Origin of the sequence: Micromonospora sp. DH13, assembly GCF_020873825.1 — a bacterium.
In the GTDB taxonomy this organism is placed as follows: domain Bacteria; phylum Actinomycetota; class Actinomycetes; order Mycobacteriales; family Micromonosporaceae; genus Micromonospora; species Micromonospora haikouensis.
Genome location: NZ_JAHWGR010000012.1, coordinates 104810 through 121793, shown reverse-complemented (window position 1 = coordinate 121793; position 16984 = coordinate 104810). Strand labels below are relative to the sequence as shown.

General features: G+C 72.3%; 15 protein-coding genes. 6 read left to right on the top strand and 9 right to left on the bottom strand.

Translation table 11 applies throughout. The features are described 5' to 3' along the window. Positions 1-219: 219 nt before the first annotated feature. On the top strand, positions 220-1050 hold the full coding sequence (locus LPA42_RS14390) for a hypothetical protein (protein ID WP_228986613.1): 831 nt from the start codon (positions 220-222) through the stop codon (positions 1048-1050). On the opposite strand, the gene LPA42_RS14385 is transcribed toward LPA42_RS14390, so the two are convergent. Further along, on the bottom strand, positions 1016-1498 hold the full coding sequence (locus tag LPA42_RS14385; RefSeq protein WP_077938614.1) for a DUF488 family protein: 483 nt from the start codon (positions 1496-1498) through the stop codon (positions 1016-1018). The genes LPA42_RS14390 and LPA42_RS14385 overlap by 35 nt on opposite strands. Before the next feature lie 207 nt (positions 1499-1705). Between LPA42_RS14385 and LPA42_RS14380 the strand changes: the two genes are divergently transcribed. Further along, positions 1706-2284 carry a hypothetical protein gene (locus LPA42_RS14380; protein WP_077938615.1) on the top strand — a complete coding sequence of 193 codons (579 nt, stop codon included), beginning with the start codon at positions 1706-1708 and terminating at the stop codon, positions 2282-2284. 124 nt (positions 2285-2408) lie between these two features. On the opposite strand, the gene LPA42_RS14375 is transcribed toward LPA42_RS14380, so the two are convergent. Next, positions 2409-2843 carry a hypothetical protein gene (locus LPA42_RS14375; protein ID WP_077938616.1) on the bottom strand — a complete coding sequence of 145 codons (435 nt, stop codon included), beginning with the start codon at positions 2841-2843 and terminating at the stop codon, positions 2409-2411. 97 nt (positions 2844-2940) lie between these two features. Here LPA42_RS14375 and LPA42_RS14370 point away from each other — a divergent pair, with 97 nt between their 5' ends. Further along, entirely contained in the window at positions 2941-4374 is a 1434-nt protein-coding gene (locus LPA42_RS14370) for a glycoside hydrolase (RefSeq protein ID WP_077938617.1), read from the top strand. Positions 4375-4635: 261 nt separating this feature from the next. Here the strand turns inward: LPA42_RS14370 and LPA42_RS14365 are convergent, their stop codons facing one another. Beyond that, positions 4636-5490: an NmrA family NAD(P)-binding protein gene (locus LPA42_RS14365; protein ID WP_077938618.1), complete on the bottom strand. Its 855-nt coding sequence runs from the start codon at positions 5488-5490 to the stop codon at positions 4636-4638. Between the two features lie 118 nt (positions 5491-5608). On the opposite strand from LPA42_RS14365, the gene LPA42_RS14360 reads away from it, so the two are divergent. The 3 genes from LPA42_RS14360 to LPA42_RS14350 all read left to right on the top strand — a co-directional run bounded on the left by LPA42_RS14360 (position 5609) and on the right by LPA42_RS14350 (position 7365). Then, positions 5609-6019: a helix-turn-helix domain-containing protein gene (locus LPA42_RS14360; protein WP_077938619.1), complete on the top strand. Its 411-nt coding sequence runs from the start codon at positions 5609-5611 to the stop codon at positions 6017-6019. Between the two features lie 108 nt (positions 6020-6127). After that, positions 6128-6613: a hypothetical protein gene (locus LPA42_RS14355; RefSeq protein WP_096761679.1), complete on the top strand. Its 486-nt coding sequence runs from the start codon at positions 6128-6130 to the stop codon at positions 6611-6613. Then, a complete protein-coding gene (locus LPA42_RS14350) occupies positions 6574-7365 on the top strand; it encodes an inositol monophosphatase family protein (protein ID WP_077938620.1) in 792 nt (263 codons plus the stop codon). The genes LPA42_RS14355 and LPA42_RS14350 overlap by 40 nt, the downstream gene beginning before the upstream one ends. Before the next feature lie 142 nt (positions 7366-7507). Here the strand turns inward: LPA42_RS14350 and LPA42_RS14345 are convergent, their stop codons facing one another. The 6 genes from LPA42_RS14345 to LPA42_RS34440 form a co-directional block, all read right to left on the bottom strand. Beyond that, positions 7508-8302, bottom strand: a complete 795-nt coding sequence (locus LPA42_RS14345; protein ID WP_077938621.1) for a carboxylesterase — start codon at positions 8300-8302, stop codon at positions 7508-7510. Then, the gene (locus LPA42_RS14340) at positions 8299-9129 is read right to left on the bottom strand and encodes an alpha/beta fold hydrolase (protein WP_228986612.1); all 831 of its coding nucleotides are present in this window, start codon (positions 9127-9129) and stop codon (positions 8299-8301) included. The genes LPA42_RS14345 and LPA42_RS14340 overlap by 4 nt, the downstream gene beginning before the upstream one ends. A gap of 14 nt (positions 9130-9143) precedes the next feature. Continuing rightward, positions 9144-9953 carry an alpha/beta fold hydrolase gene (locus LPA42_RS14335; protein ID WP_077938623.1) on the bottom strand — a complete coding sequence of 270 codons (810 nt, stop codon included), beginning with the start codon at positions 9951-9953 and terminating at the stop codon, positions 9144-9146. A 136-nt stretch (positions 9954-10089) separates the two neighbouring features. Beyond that, entirely contained in the window at positions 10090-10860 is a 771-nt protein-coding gene (locus LPA42_RS14330) for an MBL fold metallo-hydrolase (RefSeq protein WP_228986611.1), read from the bottom strand. A 151-nt stretch (positions 10861-11011) separates the two neighbouring features. Continuing rightward, positions 11012-13735 carry a LuxR family transcriptional regulator gene (locus LPA42_RS14325; RefSeq protein WP_228986610.1) on the bottom strand — a complete coding sequence of 908 codons (2724 nt, stop codon included), beginning with the start codon at positions 13733-13735 and terminating at the stop codon, positions 11012-11014. A 154-nt stretch (positions 13736-13889) separates the two neighbouring features. Beyond that, positions 13890-16712, bottom strand: a complete 2823-nt coding sequence (locus LPA42_RS34440) for a LuxR family transcriptional regulator (protein WP_198956638.1) — start codon at positions 16710-16712, stop codon at positions 13890-13892. Between the last annotated feature and the right edge of the window lie 272 nt (positions 16713-16984).

Here is a 16984-nt window from a genome sequence, read left to right as displayed (position 1 = left end):
GAGGACCGCGCTTATCCGTTCGACGGGACCCGTGTCGACTTCCGTCCGGATCCGTCCTGGCCCGCCCCCGACCTGCCTGCCGGATGGAGCGACGTTCTGCCAGACGGGTAGGGGACGCGTGGCGGCCCTATGCGCATCGTCGATGGCATGAGAACCTGAATGTTCTTGTGATCGTCCGACTACCTACGGCTATCTTGGCTGGGGGCGCGCGTGACTCAGATGTCGCTCTTCGGTCCCGGCGAAGCTGGGCCCGACCCGAAGCCTGCCGACGACCGCACCATTCGGCTCCAACTCCTGGTCACCGTCAAGGCCGCCCCGAATCCCTCTGAAAAGTATGGGGAAACCGTCTGCGTGGCGGGGTTACGGACGGACATGTTGAGGCCGACCTGGGTGCGCCTCTATCCGATCAACTTTCGACACCTCGACAGCGACGAGGCGTTCAAGAAGTACGACGTCGTCACTGTCGACGCCAAGCCGGCGCGGCAGGACCAGCGGCGCGAGAGCTGGAAGCCGATCATGGACCGGATCCGGAAGGAGCGTCACCTCGACGGCTGGAAGTCGCGGCAGCCGTTGCTCGACCCGGCTGTCGAGGATTCGATGTGCCGGCTCAATCGCGCGGCGCAGGAGCGCCCCGATGCGCAATCGTTGGCCCTGGTGCGCCCGAAGGAGGTCGTTGCCCTCAAGGTCGTGCCGCATCCCGGTTGGACCGCTGAGGAGCAACGCAAGATCGAAGCGTACGCGAACCAGCCGGATCTTTTCAGCGGGCGAAGCAGGTCCCCGTTGCAGGCGCCCCGCTTCAAGGCCGCCTACCACTACCGCTGCCACGAACGCGGGTGCAACGGGCACAAGCAGCATGTCATCGACTGGGAACTGGTCGCGCTACAGCGCCGACTCGACGGCTACTCCGACGCTGCGCTTCGGGAGGCGCTGGAGGCCAAGTTCCTGGGGGAGATGTGCGCGCCGAGCCGTGCCGTCGCCTTCTACGTCGGCAACCAGGCCAAGCGCGTCCACGTCTTCAGCGTGCTGGGAGTGTACTGGCCGAAACGATAGGCAGCAGCCGGCCTTCGAGGGCGTGCATCAGGACCCGACGGTGACAGCGGCTCTCGTCCGCTTCGAAGCAGAGCAGGGCTACCAGTTCGCGCTGGGCCGCCTCGGCGAGGGCGTCGAGCGCTGCCCGCGACTCGGCGCGGTGCAGCCTGGAGGCGTACACCGAACGTGCCGCCTCCAACTCCTGCGCGCTGCCCCCGAAACCGGGGCGGTTCTCCTTCGGGTTGCCCAGCTCGCGGTGGTGTTGGTAGGCGATCCCCTGCGCGGCGAGCGCCTGGCTCAAGGCCGTCTTGCTGAAGCCGCGCTTCCGCGAGATCGGCGTCATGCGGACGTCTACCAGGCGGGCGACCCCCAGGCCCGAGAGTTCACGGACGAACTCGTCGATGGACCGACCTTCGTAGCCGATACCGAGGATGCCGGTGCGATTACTCGTAGCTAAGGCGGCGCTCATTGGAACACTCTTTCATGCGTTGTCTGCCTGGCCTACCGACACCCGGAACCGTTCCTGGTCGTGCGGTCCGCACGAGGGGGCGCGACGCGTGTCTAGCTAGGAGATCTTGGAAGCTGGTGGCCCCTCCAGGGGCCGAATTCTTCCAAGATCTCCTGGGTCTCCGCTCACCCGTCGAGCGTGCGGGGCGAGCGGGTCTAGGCTCGCGGGGTGTCGGGGCAGCGGGACGTGATCGATCTGGACGAGGGTGGTCGCGAGCCGGCGGAGGCGGCCAACGTCGTTCCCGACGGTCACCCGAGCGGGCGGCGGAGGAACGTGCGACTCGTCGCCGCCCTGCTGGCCGGCGTCGTGCTGGGCGGTGTCGGCGTCGGCGCGCTGCGGGACGCGCGGGAGGCGCGGCAGCGGGACTCGGCGGTCTCGCTCGTGGCGTTCCCCGCCTCGGGCAGTGGCGGCGGCTCCGACGTCGCGGGCGTCCTCCAGATGGATGCGCTCCTGGCGGTGGTCAACGCCGGCCCCGCGCCGGTCACGCTTCGGGCGGTGACCGGGCGGGGCCCCGGCGTGGTGCTCCGGGACACCGGCCAGTCGCGGCTGGTGCGGCCGGGCGGCGTCGGGTGGATCGAGGTCAAGCTCCGCCTCGAATGCGCGAGCGCCTTTGGGAGCGAGCCCTTGCCGGTGCGTTTCTCGGTCGAGACCGCCGACCGGCGGACCAGGGAGGTCACCTATCCCGTTGCGATGAAGGGCAGCCTCTGGCAGCAGGGGGCGGAAGTGCCCTGCGAACACCTCCGTTGACGGAACGCCGGGTGGCCGCCGCCGCACCTTTCCCGGACCTTGGACACCTGCTGCTCGTGGCGTACGTCAAGTGTCCAAGGTCCGTGCGGCGCGGCGCGGTCGGCGGCCTAGCGCGGTCGGCGGCCTAGACCGGGAAGTAGACGTCGACTGCGGCGAATCCGCCGGCCACGTCGCACGTCTCGCCGAACCCGAACGTGCGGGTGGTGCCGGCGGAGGCGGTGCGTGTCTCGTCGAAGTAGCAACTGAGATTGCCGTTGTAGCCGATGAACTCCACCGTCCGCGAGGCGCTGACGGCCTTCACGTAGCCGCTGATGTCCAGGCTGCGGTTGTAGAAGGTCACGGTGCCTTCGGTGATCGACGCGCCGTAGGGAATGCTGAAGGGCTGGGTGGACGAGGCGGCCACCATGATCGTGGCCACGTGGACGCGGTGCGGCACGGCGGCCGGCGTGGCCGTGGCGGCCTGGGCCGGCGTGGCCGTGGCGAGGACGGCCGTGGCGGTGGCGAGGGCGGCCGTGGCTCGCGCGAGCCGGCCGATCCTCCTGTGCGTGGTCGTTGGCATTTCCTGCTCCCGTCTCGGAAGAATCGTTGCCCGACGATGAGCGTCAATGTCTGTAGTATGCCCGGAGTGTCTCCCGCGCGACGTCAAGGAGAACTTCGTGTTTCGATCCCGCAATGTCGCCAGCGCTGTCGCCACCGCCGTCGCAGCCATCACCGTTCTGGCCGGCACACCCGCCCACGCCGGCACCCCGCCGGGTCCACAATTGAGCCTCGACCTCGACCGGGCCGAGATCCACCAGAGCATCGACGGCTTCGGCTACTCGATCGCGTTCCAACGCGCCACGCTGGTCCACAACCTGTCCGAGGCGAAGCGCGCCGAGGTCCTCGACCTGCTCCTCGACCGGCGCAAGGGCGCCGCGCCGACGATCCTGCGGCTCGGCATCGGCTCGTCGGCCACCGACGTGTACGACAACATGCTGTCCATCCAGCCGACCGACCCGGGCGGCCCGGCGGCCACCCCGAACTACCAGTGGGACGGCTGGGACGGCGGTCAGGTCTGGTACGCCAAGGAGGCGCGTAAGCGCGGGATCAACCGGTTCTACGCCGACGCGTGGAGCGCGCCGGGTTACATGAAGGACAACGGCACCGACGCCAACGGCGGCAGCCTCTGCGGCCTGTCGGGCGTCACCTGCGCCGGCGGCGACTGGCGGGAGGCGTACGCGCGCTACCTCGTGCAGTACGCCAAGTTCTACCGGCAGGAGGGCATCCGGATTGACGAGATCGGGTTCACCAACGAACCCGACTGGACGGCCCCGTACGCCTCGATGCGCTTCACCCCGGCGCAGGCCGCCGAGTTCGTGAAGGTCCTCGGCCCCGTTGCCGAGCAGGCCGGGGTGGGGTTGGTGTGCTGCGACTCGTTCGGCTGGCAGCAGTCGGACGCGTACGCGCAGGCGATCGAGGCGGACCCGGAGGCCCGCCGCCACCTGGACCTGTTCACCGGGCACGGCTACGCCAGCCCCTCGGACCGCCCGCTGCCGACCACGGCTCCGACCTGGATGACGGAGTGGGCCCCGTCGAGCACCGCCGACGGCTGGAACGAGGCGTGGGACAGCGGCAAGGGCACCGACGGCATCGCCGTGGCCCAGCGCATCCACGACACCCTCGCGAAGGCCGACGCCAGCGCCTTCGTCTACTGGCTCGGGTCCTCCCGGGGCGCGACGGCGGCCCTCGTGCAGGTCGACAACGCCACGGACAGCTACCGGGTGTCCTCCCGGCTGTACGCCTTCGCCGCGTACAGCAGGTTCATTCGACCCGGCGCGGTGCGGATCGGTGTCGACGGCGCGCCGGCGAGCCTGGCGGTGTCGGCCTACCGCAACGCCGACGGCACCGAGGTGGTGCAGGTGATCAACACCTCGACCGAGGCGGTGCGGACCACCGTCGACCTGCGGCGGCCGACCGCCTACCTCACGGACTCGACGCACAGGCTGGAGCAGGTCGACGGGCTCGTCTCGGGGCGCGGCGCGCACCCGACGGTCGAGCTGCCGCCGCGCTCGCTGACCACCCTGGTCGGCGGGCACCCCGGGCGCGGCTGACCTGCCCGCATCCGTCGCGGCTCCGGGGCCGCCCCCCGTCACGGTGGGCGGCCCCGGTCGCAGTCGGGGTCTCGGCCCTGGCTCCGGTTCCGGTCGCGGTTCCGGCCCGGGTCCCGGTCGCCGTCCCGGCTTTTGTCGAGGTCCCGGCTCTGGTCGCGGCCGGGTCAGCAGGATGTTGATCAGGCGGGTGGACAGCGCGGAGAACCTTACTCCGATCGACATGAGCAGGATAAACGGGGCGAGGAACGCAGCGTCGGCCGGTCAGCGCAGTGCGGCGGCGATCGCTTCGGCCGGGGTCGTGGTCGGCCGTCCGATCAGGCGCCGCAGGTCGCCGGAATCGGTGAACATCTCGTCGCGGCTCATGGCCAGATCAGCGTCAGCGAGAACGGGAACCAATTCGGCGGGTACACCCGCGTCGGTCAGCACCCGGGCGAACGCGTCGGCTGTCATATCGACGTACTCGATCTGCTTGCCGGTGGCGGCCGAGATTGCCGCGGCCCACTCGGTGAGGGTGAAAGCTTCGTCCCCGCCCAGTTCGTACACCTTGCCGGTGTGGCCGTCGGAGGTAAGCACGACCGCAGCGGCGTCGGCGTAGTCGGCGCGGGTCGCGGCACTGATTCTTCCCTGGCCGGTGGCCCCGACAACGGCTCCCCCTTCCAGCACCTGAGTGAGCTGGGCGGTGTAGTTTTCCAGGTACCAGCCGTTACGCAGCATCACGCTGGGCAGGCGCTCGCGCAGGTACTTCTCCGTGGCGCTATGGGTGGGAGCGAGGCTGGTGGTGGACGTGTCCGCGCGCAGCATGCTCGTATATGCGACCAGCGATGCCCCCGCCGCGACTGCGGCATCGATGGCGCGGCGATGGTTGGCGACGCGCTCGCTCGGGGTCGTGGTGGAGACCAGCAGAAGCTTGTCTGCGCCCTTGAAAGCCGCGGGCAGGCTGTCGGGCTCGGCGAAATCGGCCCGGCGGACCACGACACCGCGGTCGACGAAGTCTTTGATCTTTGTGACGTCACGGCTGGTCGCGACGACCTCGGACGCGGGCACTCCACGGGACAGCAGCGCCTCGACGGTGAGCCTGCCCAGTTGTCCGGAGGCTGCGGTGACAACGATCGACATGATGTTCGTTCCCTCCTGCCGCGGAACTCCCGCGGCGTAAACCTACGATGACCTCGTCACTCTCCTTTGGTAAGGACGCACTTGCAGGTAAGGTGGCCACCCAGATGTAAGGATCGAGGTGAGGTGTGTGCCGACGGCGCGGGAAGTGAGTGAGCGCACTTCTTCGTGGGATCCCTACGCTCGTGGCTGTCCGTCGCGTGACGTGCTCGACCAGATCGGCAGCAAGTGGGCCGTTCTCGTGCTGGGCGAACTCGGTAGACATGGAGCATGCCGGTTCACGCAGCTACGGCAGCAACTCGCGGGAGTCAGCGAGAAGATGCTCACCCAGACGCTGCGCACCCTCGAACGCGACGGGCTGCTGCTGCGGACGGTGTATCCGGAGGTACCGATGCGCGTGGAGTACGAGCTGACGCCGCTCGGCCAGACACTGCGAGGACCTTTGAAGGCGCTCACCGACTGGTCAGTGCAGCACATCGAGGAAGTTCTCGACGCCCGGAAGGAATATGACGAACGCGCCGGAAAACGTTAGGGCCGCAGCAGGTGTCGGCGGTGGCCCTCGACATCTGGGGGCAGCCTAGTACGGCAGCTGCCGTTCGTGATCTGAGCTGAGACCCTCGGAAACAGGTCCGGCCAACACATGATCATCGGCCTCGGCTGCGTCCTGGCCGTCTCTCGCGACCACCTGCTCCCGCTGGATAGCGGCAAGACCCGCCGCCGCGCCGACCTCATCGCCGGTGATCTTCCCGCGAGCGCATGGACAAGGCGCAGCGCCGGCGCCGAGTCGAAAGGACCCCGCTACTACGACTGGGCCTGGCTCGCCGACGTCGGCGCTGACGGCGACCCCGACGACGGCGGCCGGCACAGCGTCCTGATCCGCCGCAACAACACCACCGGCGAGCTGGCGTTCTGCCGCTGCTGGGCGCCCAGCCCGGTCACCCTGGCCCAGCTCGTGCACGTGGCGGGAGTCCGCTGGATCGTGGAAGAAGGGTTCCAGGCCGCGAAAGGCCAGGTCGGCCTCGACCAGCACCAGGTCCGCCGGTGGGCCATGATCACGAATGGCGGCTGCCGTACTAGGGTCGATTCATGTCGATCTCCGATGTGGCGCTGGTCCTCGACGCGGTGAATGCCGGTGCTGCGGTCGTCCGGGCCCACTACGGATCGGCGCTGGGGCGCATCGACAAGCCCGGGGGCGACTTCGCCACCACCGCCGACATCGCCGCCGAGGCGGCCATCGTCGACGTCCTGCGCGCCGCGCGTCCGGACGACGTCGTGCTCGGTGAGGAGGGCGGACGCAGGGGCCGGGAGGATAACGGCCGCGTGTGGCTGGTCGACCCGCTGTGCGGAACGGTGAACTACGCCGCGAGGAACATGCTGGTCTCGGTCAACGTGGCGCTCCGGACCGGGACGCGCACCGCGGTGGCCGCCTCGGCGGACCCGTTCGCCGAGGAGGTGTTCTGGACCGACGGCGACGCCGCGTACGTGCGCAGCCGGGGCGGGGACGAGCGGCTCGTCCCGTCGGCCGGGTCCAGGTTGGTCGACGTCAACCTCGACCCGCCGTTCCCGAACAAGGACACCTTCATGGCCGCCCGAATGCTGGCCGACGAGGGCTTCATCGAGCAGTTCCGCCCCCGTGTGGTGTCCACGACCCTGGCCGTGGCCTGGGTCGCCGCCGGACGCCGCGCCGCGTACGTCACGGACGGCCACCTGCGCGACAGCGTCCACTTCGCCGCCGGGCTCGCCCTCTGTCAGGCGGCCGGCTGCGTCGTCACCGGGCTCGACGGCCAACCGCTGCACACCGGAGTCGGTGGGCTCGTCGTGGCCGCCGACGATCGGACGCATGCCGCCCTGCTGGCCCTCATCCGCGGCGGCGCGTGAGCCCCGTCGGCTCGGCGGGCCCACGATCCCCGGCGCACCTGCGCCACGGTTCCGCCCGTCCTCGTGGCTTCGCCTCCGCGGACTGCGGCGCAGGCGCGGCGACGACCCGCCGTGCCTGCGCCGCAGTCGCCGGCACCCCCGCTCAGCGGGCGTGCCGCAGGGCCCAGTCCAGCGCGTAGTCGGCGACCTGCTCCCAGCCGGGCTCGGCGCACGTCCAGTGGGAGCGGCCGGGGAACTCGTGGAAGTCGGTGACCGTGCCGGGGGCCTTGTAGTGGTGGGCGTTGGACCGGTTCACCGACGGGGGCATGATGTGGTCCGCGCCGCCCGCGATGAACAGCAGCGGGGCGCGCTGCTCGTTGCGGAAGTTCACCCAGGTCTCCTGCTTGCCGGGGGTGAAGTTGGCGAGCAGCCCGTACGCCCAGACCCAGCTGCCGGGGGCGGGGATCGCGTAACGGTCGTAGGCCGCTTGGGCGTCCTCCTCGGAGAGGGTGTTGGTGAAGGCGTAGTGGAACTGGGCCGGGGTGAACCCGGCCGCCTGGTGCCGCTTCGCCGGGTTGTTGAGGATCGGGAACAGCGACTTGATCTGCGACGGCGGGGTGACCCGGATGCCCTCCGGCGGGGCCGAGTCGATGACGACGCCGGCAGCGCCGTGGCCCCGGTCGAGCAGGAGCTGGGTCAGGGTGCCGCCGAACGAGTGACCCATGATGATCGGCTTCTCCGGCAGCGCCGTGATGATCTTTTCGAGGTGCGCGACGGTGTCGGGCACGGTGACGGTGGCGATCGGCGTCGGGTCGGCCCGCAGCGCCTCGACCTCGACCTCGAAGCCGGGATAGGCCGGGGTGAGGACGGTGTGCCCCTGCGCCTCGTAGTAGGGCACCCAGTGCTCCCAGCTGCGCGGCGTGACCCAGAGGCCGTGGACCAGGACGATCGTGCTCATGAGTCGTACTCCTTGAGGAAGGCGAGCAGGTCGTCGCCGAGCTGCTCCTTGTGGGTGTCGGTGATGCCGTGCGGAGCCCCGGGGTAGACGAGCAGGCTGGCGTTCGCGATGAGCGCGGCCGACGCCATGCCGCCCACCTCGAACGGTACGACCTGGTCGTCGTCGCCGTGGACGACCAGCGTGGGCACGTCGAACCGGGCGAGGTCGGGGCGGAAGTCCGTGGCCGAGAAGGCGGCGATGCACTCGTAGGCGTTGCGGTGCCCGGCGGCCATCGACTGCAACCAGAACGCGTCGCGGATGCCCTGCGACACATGCACGCCGGGACGGTTGTTGCCGAAGAACGGGCCGTCGGCGAGGTCCCGGTAGGTCTGCGACCGGTCGGCCAGCGAGCCGGCGCGGATCGCGTCGAACACCCCGACCGGCACTCCGCCGGGATTGTCCGGACCCTGGAGCATGTACGGCGGCACCGCCGAGACGAGCACGGCCTGCGCGATGCGGCCGGTGCCGTGGCGGCCGATGTAGCGGGCGACCTCGCCGCCGCCGGTGGAGAACCCCACCAGCGTCACGTCCCGCAGGTCGAGGGCGTCGAGGACGGCGGCGAGGTCGTCGGCGTAGGTGTCCATCTCGTTGCCGTGCCAGGTGCGGGTGGAGCGGCCGTGGCCGCGCCGGTCGTGGGCGACGACCCGGTAGCCGTTGCCGGCCAGGAACAGGGCCTGGGCCTCCCAGCTGTCGGAGTTCAGCGGCCAGCCGTGCGACAGCACGACCGGGCGGCCGGCACCCCAGTCCTGGTAGTAGATCTGTGCGCCGTCGGCGGCGGTCACGTACATGATGGTCGGTCCCTTCAGCGGGTCGCGGTCTTGATGAGGTTCGCGGTGGCCCGCGGCTGCGAGATCATCGCGACGTGCGAGGCGGTGACCTCGGTGGTGCGGGCACCGGCCCGCTGCGCCATGAACCGCTGCGCGGCCGGCGGGATCAGGTTGTCGTTGCGGGCGACCAGGTAGAAGCTCGGGATAGACCGCCAGGCCGGCGCGCCGGACGGCTCCAGCAGCGTGTGGACGTCGCCGGGGCGCTGGGTGGCCGCCATGACGTCGGTGGTGGCCTGCGGCAGGTCACCGGCGAACACGTCGCGGAACACGGCCGGCTTGACGTAGCCGTCGACGCTGCCGACGCCGTCGGGGGTCGGGTAGGGGCGGAAGTCCAGCGCCGCCTCGTCGAGCTTGCTGCCGGGGAACTGCAACTGGAGCCCCTGCAACGTCTCGCCCTGGTCCGGGGCGAACGCCGCCACGTACACGAGGGCCTTGACGTTCGGGTTGCCGGTGGCGGCGTTGGTGATGACCATCCCGCCGTACGAGTGCGCCACCAGCACCAGCGGGCCGGGCAGCGTGGTGAGGATGCTGGCCAGGTAGGCCGAGTCGGCCGAGACGCTGCGCAACGGGTTGGCCGGCGCGATCACCGGGTAGCCGTCGCAGCGCAGGAGGCGGGCGACCTCGGTCCAGCCGGAGGCGTCGGCGAACGCGCCGTGCACGAGCACGACGGTCGGCTTCGTCCCGGCCGCCGGCCGCGCCTGGGCCGCGGCGGCGGGCGCCCCGACAAGGGCACCGGTGGCGACCGCCGCGGTTCCGGCGAGCAGGGTACGACGAGTGGTGTGCATCGGTCGGGCTCCTTCCGTGCAGGTCGATGTGCCAATCAGCGTGAGGGAGCGCACCTGCTCCGGGCATCGGTACGTTGACGGTCCTCCGACGGTGCGTACCGACGATCCGCCGGCGCGGCACCGCCCGATCGGCCGGTCAGCGGCGGTCCCGGGGGCGCAGCGGCAACCAGTGCAGGCGGTCGCCCAACCCGTCGGGCGCGGCGGCGAACGCCTCCTCGACCGCCGCCCGCCCCTGGCTGAAGTGCGACCAGCCCTCGTAGTGCACGGGGACGATCGTGCGCGGGCGGACCAGCGTGCACAGCTCGACGGCCTCCGCCGCCGTCAGGCTGTAGTGCAGCCGACCGGTGATCGGGAACCGCACGGCCCCGAGGTGCAGCAGCACGGTGTCGACCGTCATGCGGCGCGGCACCTCCCGCACGCCGCGATACAGCACGGTGTCCCCGGTGATCCAGAGGACCCCGTGCTCCTGGCCGTCCCAGCGCAGCGCGAAACCGACCGTCGCACCGGTGATCGGGCGGCTCAGCGGCGGACCGTGCCGGCACGGCGTGGCGGTCACCTCGATGGTCCGCCGACCGGGGGCGGCCAGCTCCGTGCGCGCCCACGGGCGCAGCCCTCGCGCGCCGCCGCCCAGCCGCCGCGCCCCGGGCACGGTGGTGACGACGACCGGAACCCCGGCGAGGAAGGCGCGGCCCCGGTCGTCGAGGTTGTCGGCGTGGTGGTCGTGGCTGAGCAGGACGGCGTCGACCGGCCCGAGATCGTCGGGGTCGAGGGCCGGACCGTGCTCCTTGCGGGAACTGGTGCCCCAGCCGAACGAGTAGCGGCGGCCGGGACCGTCGAACGTCGGGTCGGTGAGGATGCGCCAGCCGGCCGCGTCGATGAGGGCCGTCGGGCCCCCGATGTGCGTCACTCGTACGTCCTTCAACGATGCCGTCCTCACGTCGTCCGGTCGCGCGGCGGTGGGCACGCGCCGTGGCCAACGATGCACGGGCTGTGGGTGGCGCGCATCCGTACGTTGACTGCCGTACGTCGACCGCGTCAGCCCGTGCCGTGCGGGAACGTCAGCCCGCGCCGTGCGGGAGCGCGGCGAGCGCCTCGCGCAACTGCGACCGGGCGGTGATGCCGAGCTTCGGAAAGATCCGGTAGAGGTGCGAACTCACCGTGCGGTGCGACACGAACAGCCGCTGGCCGATCTCGCGGTTGCTCAGCCCCGCCGCGGCGAGCATCGCCGTCTGCAACTCCTGCGCGGTCAACTGCTCCCGCGACGGCACCGCACGCCCCGCGCTCTCCTCCCCGGCGGCGCGCAGCTCCTCCCGGGCCAGCCGGCCCCAGGCCGCCGCGCCGAGGGCCTCGAAGCCGTCCCGGGCGATCCGCAGCGGCACCCGCGACTCCAGGATGTGCCGGCGGCGGCGCAGCCACGCACCGTACGCGAGGTTCAGCCGGGCCCGGTGCACCGGCCACGCCCCGAGATCCAGGGCGAACGCCTCGGCGAACCGCGCGCCCGCCTCCCGCTCGGGCGCGAGCACGGCGACGGCGTAGGCGAGCGAATGGTGCAGCATCGGCGACGGGAAACGCGCCGCCCGCTGCGCGGCCCGGGCCACGATGCCCCGGATCTCGTCCTGCCGTCCCGACCGGACGGCCGCGTCGGCGAGGTCCGGCAGCGCCCAGCCGGACATGTCGAGGTGGAACGTCACGTCCTGCGGATCGAACGTGCGCACGAGCAGGTCGAGGGCCTCGTCGTGGTGCCCGGCGGCGTTCGCGGCGACCCCACGGGCGTGCTGGGCGGCCTGGGTGGCGAACCGCACCCCCGTCGCCAGCGGGCTGGCCAGCACCTGGTCGGCGAGCCGGTGCGCGGCGTCGCTGTTGCCGCACATCGCCTCGTGCATGGCGCGCGCCGCGCGGGAGGCGACGAGCCAGAAGTGGTCGCCGGTTTCCTCGGCGAGCGCCTCGGCCTCCTCCAGGTCGGCCCGCACCGACGGCCACCGGCCGAGCCACAGCCGGATGTACCCGGCGGAGGACAGGGTGCGGGCCAGTAACGCCGCCCGGCCCCCGGCCCGGTAGCCCGCAGCCGCCGTCGCCATGAACGACGACGCGGTGACGAAGTCGCCGAGGACCAGCGCCGCCCCACCCAGGGAACGCATGCCGTCGACGTCGGCGCGGTCGGGCACCAGCGTGGACAACTGCCGCAGGATCGCGGCACCGAGCGCCTCCGACTGCGCGTAGGCGGCGATCGCCACCGTGCGCGGATCGTCGTCGGCGAGGCCGAGCTTGCCGAGTACGGCCGTGACCCGCGCGCCGACCTCCGGAGGCAGGCTGGCCCACCAGCAGCGCGACGCCGCCCGCCAACACAGCAGCGCCCCCAGGTCCGTGTCACCGGCGGCGTGCGCCTCCACCGCCAGTTCGCAGAGCAGGTCGATGCGGCCCGGGTCATCCATGTCGCCGGGATCGACGATGTCGCGGACCAGGGCCAGCCGGCCCCGGTCGGCGGGACCGCCCGCCGCCGGGTCGGCCTTGGCGGCCAACTGCCCCGCGACCGTACGGTCGTGCAACTGCGACGCGAGTTCCGCCGCCCGCAGCAGCAGCGACGAACGGCGCGCCGGGCTGTCGGTGAGGTCGGCGGCCCGGTCCAGGTCGGCCACCGCCACGCCCAGCGCCCCCCGTTCGAGCGCCCGCGCGGCGGCGGCCTCCAGCTCCGCGCTGGCCTCCTCGTCCGGGCCGAGAACCGCGGCGCTGCGGTGCCAGGCCCGGCGGTCCGGGTCGTGGGCGAGCGCGTCGGCCAGCACCGAGTGCACCGTGAGCCGGGCGAAGTCGCTGACGGAGCGGTACACCGCCGAGCGCATCAGCGGGTGCCGGAACTGCAGCCGCCGCCCCTGGATCTGCAACAGGCCCGCGTCGATCGCCGGCTGGAAGCTGTCCACGGCCACGTCGGTGCCGGTCAGCGCCCGGGCGGCGGCGAGCACGACCGGCAACCGGCAGGTGGTGTCGGCGGAGAACGCGGCGACGACCGCCCGGGTCGGCGCGGGCAACTGCCCGAACCGGTCGGCGAACGCGCTCTCCAGCCGCTCGTTGAGCGGCAGCAGCTCCGGCAGTTCGTCGAGGCTCCCGGACGTGACGCACCGGGGCAGCTCCACCAGGGCGAGCGGGTTGCCCGCCGCCTCCGCCAGGATCCGGTTGCGCAGGCCCGGCGGGAGCCCGGGCGCATGGTCGGCCAGCACCCGCCCGGCGGCGTCGTCGTCGAGTGCGTCGAGGTGCAGCTGGCCGATGCCGCCACCGGCGAGCACGTCGGCGTGCGGGGCACGGACGGCCATGATCGCCACGATCGGCTCGACGGCGAGGCGGCGCGCGACGAAGACGAGCACGTCGAGCGTCTCCGGATCCAGCCAGTGCGCGTCCTCCGCCACGATCAGCAGCGGGGTCCTGGCCGCCCGCTCCCCGAGCAGCTCCAGCACCGACAGGCCGATCGTGAACAGGTCCGGCCGGGTCCCCTCCTGCCCGAACGCGCCCCGCAGCGTGCCCCGTAGTCGTGGGGTCAGCGACGACAGGTCGTCCAGCAGCGGGGCCAGGAGCTGGTGCAGCCCCGCGAACGGCAGCGCCGACTCCGCCTCTGCCCCGCTCGCGGCGAGCACCAGCATGCCGGCGTCGGTGGCACACCGGCGGGCGGCGGACAGGAGCACGCTCTTGCCGATCCCGGCCTGCCCGCGTACGACCAGCGCCGCGCCCCGGCCCGCGCGGCCGTCGGCCAGCAGGCGCGCGACGGCGGCCAGTTCGTCGTGCCGACCGTGCACTGCCGTTCGGCCGTCACCTGACTGGACCATCGACGGCGGCCCCTCCCTCTCGGCGCCACCCGGCTGTGAGCGGCGGCCCGCCCGCCGACCCGGCCCCTCCAGCCTGCGGGCCCGTCAGCGGGCGCGGACCACGTGCCGCACGTAGTCCCCCGGGTCACGACTGGTCGAGGCGGCCGGCGAGCTGTCGTCGGGAGGTGACGCCGAGCCGCTGGAAGACCTTGCGGAGGTGATAGTCGACGGTGTTCGGGCTGATGAACATCGTGGCGCTGATCTCCGCGTTGGTCGCCCCGGCGGCGGCGAGCCGGGCGACCGCCAGCTCCTGTGGGGTCAGGTCGAGCCGCCGGGGCGGCTCGTCGGTCGTCGGCGACCGGCTGATCGCCGCCAACTCGGTGCGGGCCCGCTGGGCGAACGCCGGCGCACCGGCGTCGTCAAAGATCCCGACCGCCCGGCTGAGCTGCTCCCGGGCCTCCCGGCGACGCCTGCGTCGTCGCAGCCACTCGCCGTAGACCAGGTGCGACCGGCCGAGCTCGACGGTCAACGCGGTCGGCCCGAGCGTCGCGACGGCAGCAGCGTGCCACCGCTCGGCGTCGGTGTCGCCGGACACCAGGGCGCGCGCCCGCTGCGCGAGCCCCCTCGTCCAGGCCGAGCCGTTGACCGCCGCCATGTCCTCCAGGAGCTCCACGAACCCGACCGCCTCGTCGGTGCGCCCGATCCTGCTGGCGGCCTCGACGAAGTCCGCGTAGTTCAGTGGCGTCACCTGGAGGAACGGCGTGTCCATGAGCGGCTTCAGCCGCGCGTACGCGTCGTGGTAGCGGCGCTCGGCCAGGTCGCGCACGGCCAGCGCGGACACCCCGGAGGCGTGCACCCCGCCGAAGCCGGACGCCCGTGCCGCCTCGGCGATCGCCTCCACCCCCTCGCGGGGGCCACCGGACCAGGCCAGCAGCGCCGCGTTGACGACGTGCTCGGCGTCGTAGCCGATGGCCCGGCGCAGCTCGCGCACCTGGTCGATGTGCTCTTGCGCCGCACGCGGAGTGCCGATGTGCAGCAGGGACAGCGACAGGACCCACAGGGCGGTGTCGAGCATCTGCACCGAACCCAGGTCCCGGGCGGTCGCGGCGGTCCGCTCCAGGCAGCGGCGGATCGCGGCTTCGTCCCACAACGCCGTCGTCAGCGCGACGCTGATCACGCCGTACTTCAGCAGGTCGGTGCCGTCGAGACCGTCGATGGCCGCCAGCGCGACCCGCAACTCGGGCACGGCCTCCCGATAGGGCCGCAGGATGAACGTGCCCAGGGCGCGCAGGATCGTCGCGGCGACGCTGTCGCCGCGCTCCGCGCCGTTGTCTCGCTGTGCGCCGTTGCCGCGCTCTGCGTTGTGGCCGAGACCTGCGCCGTCGAGCAGCCGCCGGCCCAGCGCCGGCAGCGGGACGTCGCGCCCCAACCGCTCCACGACGAGCGCACGCAGGAACGCCTGGAGCAGTGCCTCCTGCTCGGCCGCCGCATCGTGGCCGTGGAAGCAGGAGGCCGCCGTGAGCATGTCGGCGGGGCCGCGTACCACGTCCGGGCCGGCGGTGAAGAACGCGTGGTCGACCCGGACGCGGGTCAACCGGCCCTGGGTGACCGGATCCAGCGCCTCCGCGCTCACCTCGTCCACCAGGCTGCGCGCCAGCCCCGCCGCCCCCGCCGCCAACGCGGCCTCGGCCGCCGCGACCAGCCGGCCGTTGCGGACCGGCCCCGGCGGGGTCAGCCTCGACGCCTGCGTCAGGACCCCGGCCCGGGACGTGAACCCGCCGCGCCGCCCCGCCAACTCCGCCACCCGTTCGAGCCGGTCGGCGACGTGCTCGTCGGTGCCGATCGTCGCCTTGGCCGCGTGCCAGGCCGCCAACTCGACCAGCCCCAGGGACTCCGCCGCCTCGGCCAGCGCACCGTGGACCCGGCGACGTTCGGCCCCCGCCGCGCCGTTGTATGTCGCCGAGGGCACCAGCGCGTGACGGAATCGCAGCGACGTGCCGAACTCGACCAGTCCCCGCAGCTCCGCCTCGTCGCCCCACGTGCCGGCGAGCCCGAGCCGCCGCGCCGCCGTCCGGACCAGGTCCACGTTGCCCGTCGACTCGGCCGCGGCGATCAACAGCCACAACTGCTGCTGCGGCGTTGCCCGGCGTACCTGACGCAGATAGAAGGCCTCCAGGCGGCCACCCACCGGAATCGGCTCGGCGCCGACGCTGGACTGGGTCAGCTCCCGCACGCTCAGCTCGTCGGCCAGGTCGATCAGCGCCAGCGGATTGCCCCCGGTGGCGGCGGCGACCCGCGCGGCCGTCGCCGGATCGATCGGCTCCCGCGACACCGACGTCAGCAGCCGCACCGCGGGCCCCGTCGCCAGGCCGAGTAGGCGAAGCACGGGCAGCCCGGCCAGCCGTTCCGCGACCTGTGGCTCGTCCCGGGCGGCGAACACGAACGCGACGCGGTCCGCCTCCAGGCGACGAGTCACGAACGCCAGCACGTCCAGGGACTCGGCATCGAGAAGATGGGCGTCGTCGACCACGCACACGACCGGCGACGTCGAGACGACGGCCGCCGTCAACAGGCCCAGCACGCCGAGGCCGACGAGATAACGATCCGGCGGCGGGCCGTCCGCCAGCCCGGTTGCGACCTGCAACGCCTGCTGCTGCCGCTGTGGAAGGACCATGACGTGATCGCGCAGCGGAATCGTCAGCCGGTGCACCCCGGCGAACGGGATGGCGGACTCCGCCTCGTAGCCGTCCAGGCGCAGCAGCCGGAAGCCTTCCGCCGCCGAGGCCGTCGCCTCCAGCAGCGCTGTCTTTCCGATCCCCGGCTCGCCGTTGACCACCAGCCCACCGCCGTGGCCACCACGGGCCGCCGTCAGCAACTCGTCGATCCGCCGTAGCTCGTCGTCCCGGCCGAGGAGCCGGGCGCGCCGATCACCTGCGGCAGGCGGCCCGCCCCAGGTCACGTCGGCCACGACTGGTTACGGACGTGTCGCCGGGACCGCAACTGGTTCTCACGTCTGCGCACGCTGTCATCGTCGCACCGCGAACCGTGCTGCGGCAGTACCGAGATCCTGGGTGGGGGCCGACCGCAGGTGGTGTCCCGGACGTCGCCGGCCGCCGCGCGCACTGGGGTTAGAGGACCGAATCCGCCTGCCCGGCTGGGGTCTCGGGAGCGGGTTCGGCCTCCATGCGTCGGGGCCTTCCGGGCGAAGATGCAGGTACGCCGCGTCGGCCACCGGCCCGC

Excerpts from the sequence above, each read along its gene's own strand:
- LPA42_RS14345 (WP_077938621.1), bottom strand. The coding sequence starts at position 8,302 with ATGAGCACGATCGTCCTGGTCCACGGCCTCTGGGTCACGCCGCGCAGC.
- LPA42_RS14375 (WP_077938616.1), bottom strand. The coding sequence starts at position 2,843 with ATGCCAACGACCACGCACAGGAGGATCGGCCGGCTCGCGCGAGCCACG.
- LPA42_RS14355 (WP_096761679.1), top strand. The coding sequence starts at position 6,128 with ATGATCATCGGCCTCGGCTGCGTCCTGGCCGTCTCTCGCGACCACCTG.
- LPA42_RS14390 (WP_228986613.1), top strand. The coding sequence starts at position 220 with ATGTCGCTCTTCGGTCCCGGCGAAGCTGGGCCCGACCCGAAGCCTGCC.
- LPA42_RS14340 (WP_228986612.1), bottom strand. The coding sequence starts at position 9,129 with ATGTACGTGACCGCCGCCGACGGCGCACAGATCTACTACCAGGACTGG.
- LPA42_RS14335 (WP_077938623.1), bottom strand. The coding sequence starts at position 9,953 with ATGCACACCACTCGTCGTACCCTGCTCGCCGGAACCGCGGCGGTCGCC.
- LPA42_RS14385 (WP_077938614.1), bottom strand. The coding sequence starts at position 1,498 with ATGAGCGCCGCCTTAGCTACGAGTAATCGCACCGGCATCCTCGGTATC.
- LPA42_RS14350 (WP_077938620.1), top strand. The coding sequence starts at position 6,574 with ATGTCGATCTCCGATGTGGCGCTGGTCCTCGACGCGGTGAATGCCGGT.
- LPA42_RS14365 (WP_077938618.1), bottom strand. The coding sequence starts at position 5,490 with ATGTCGATCGTTGTCACCGCAGCCTCCGGACAACTGGGCAGGCTCACC.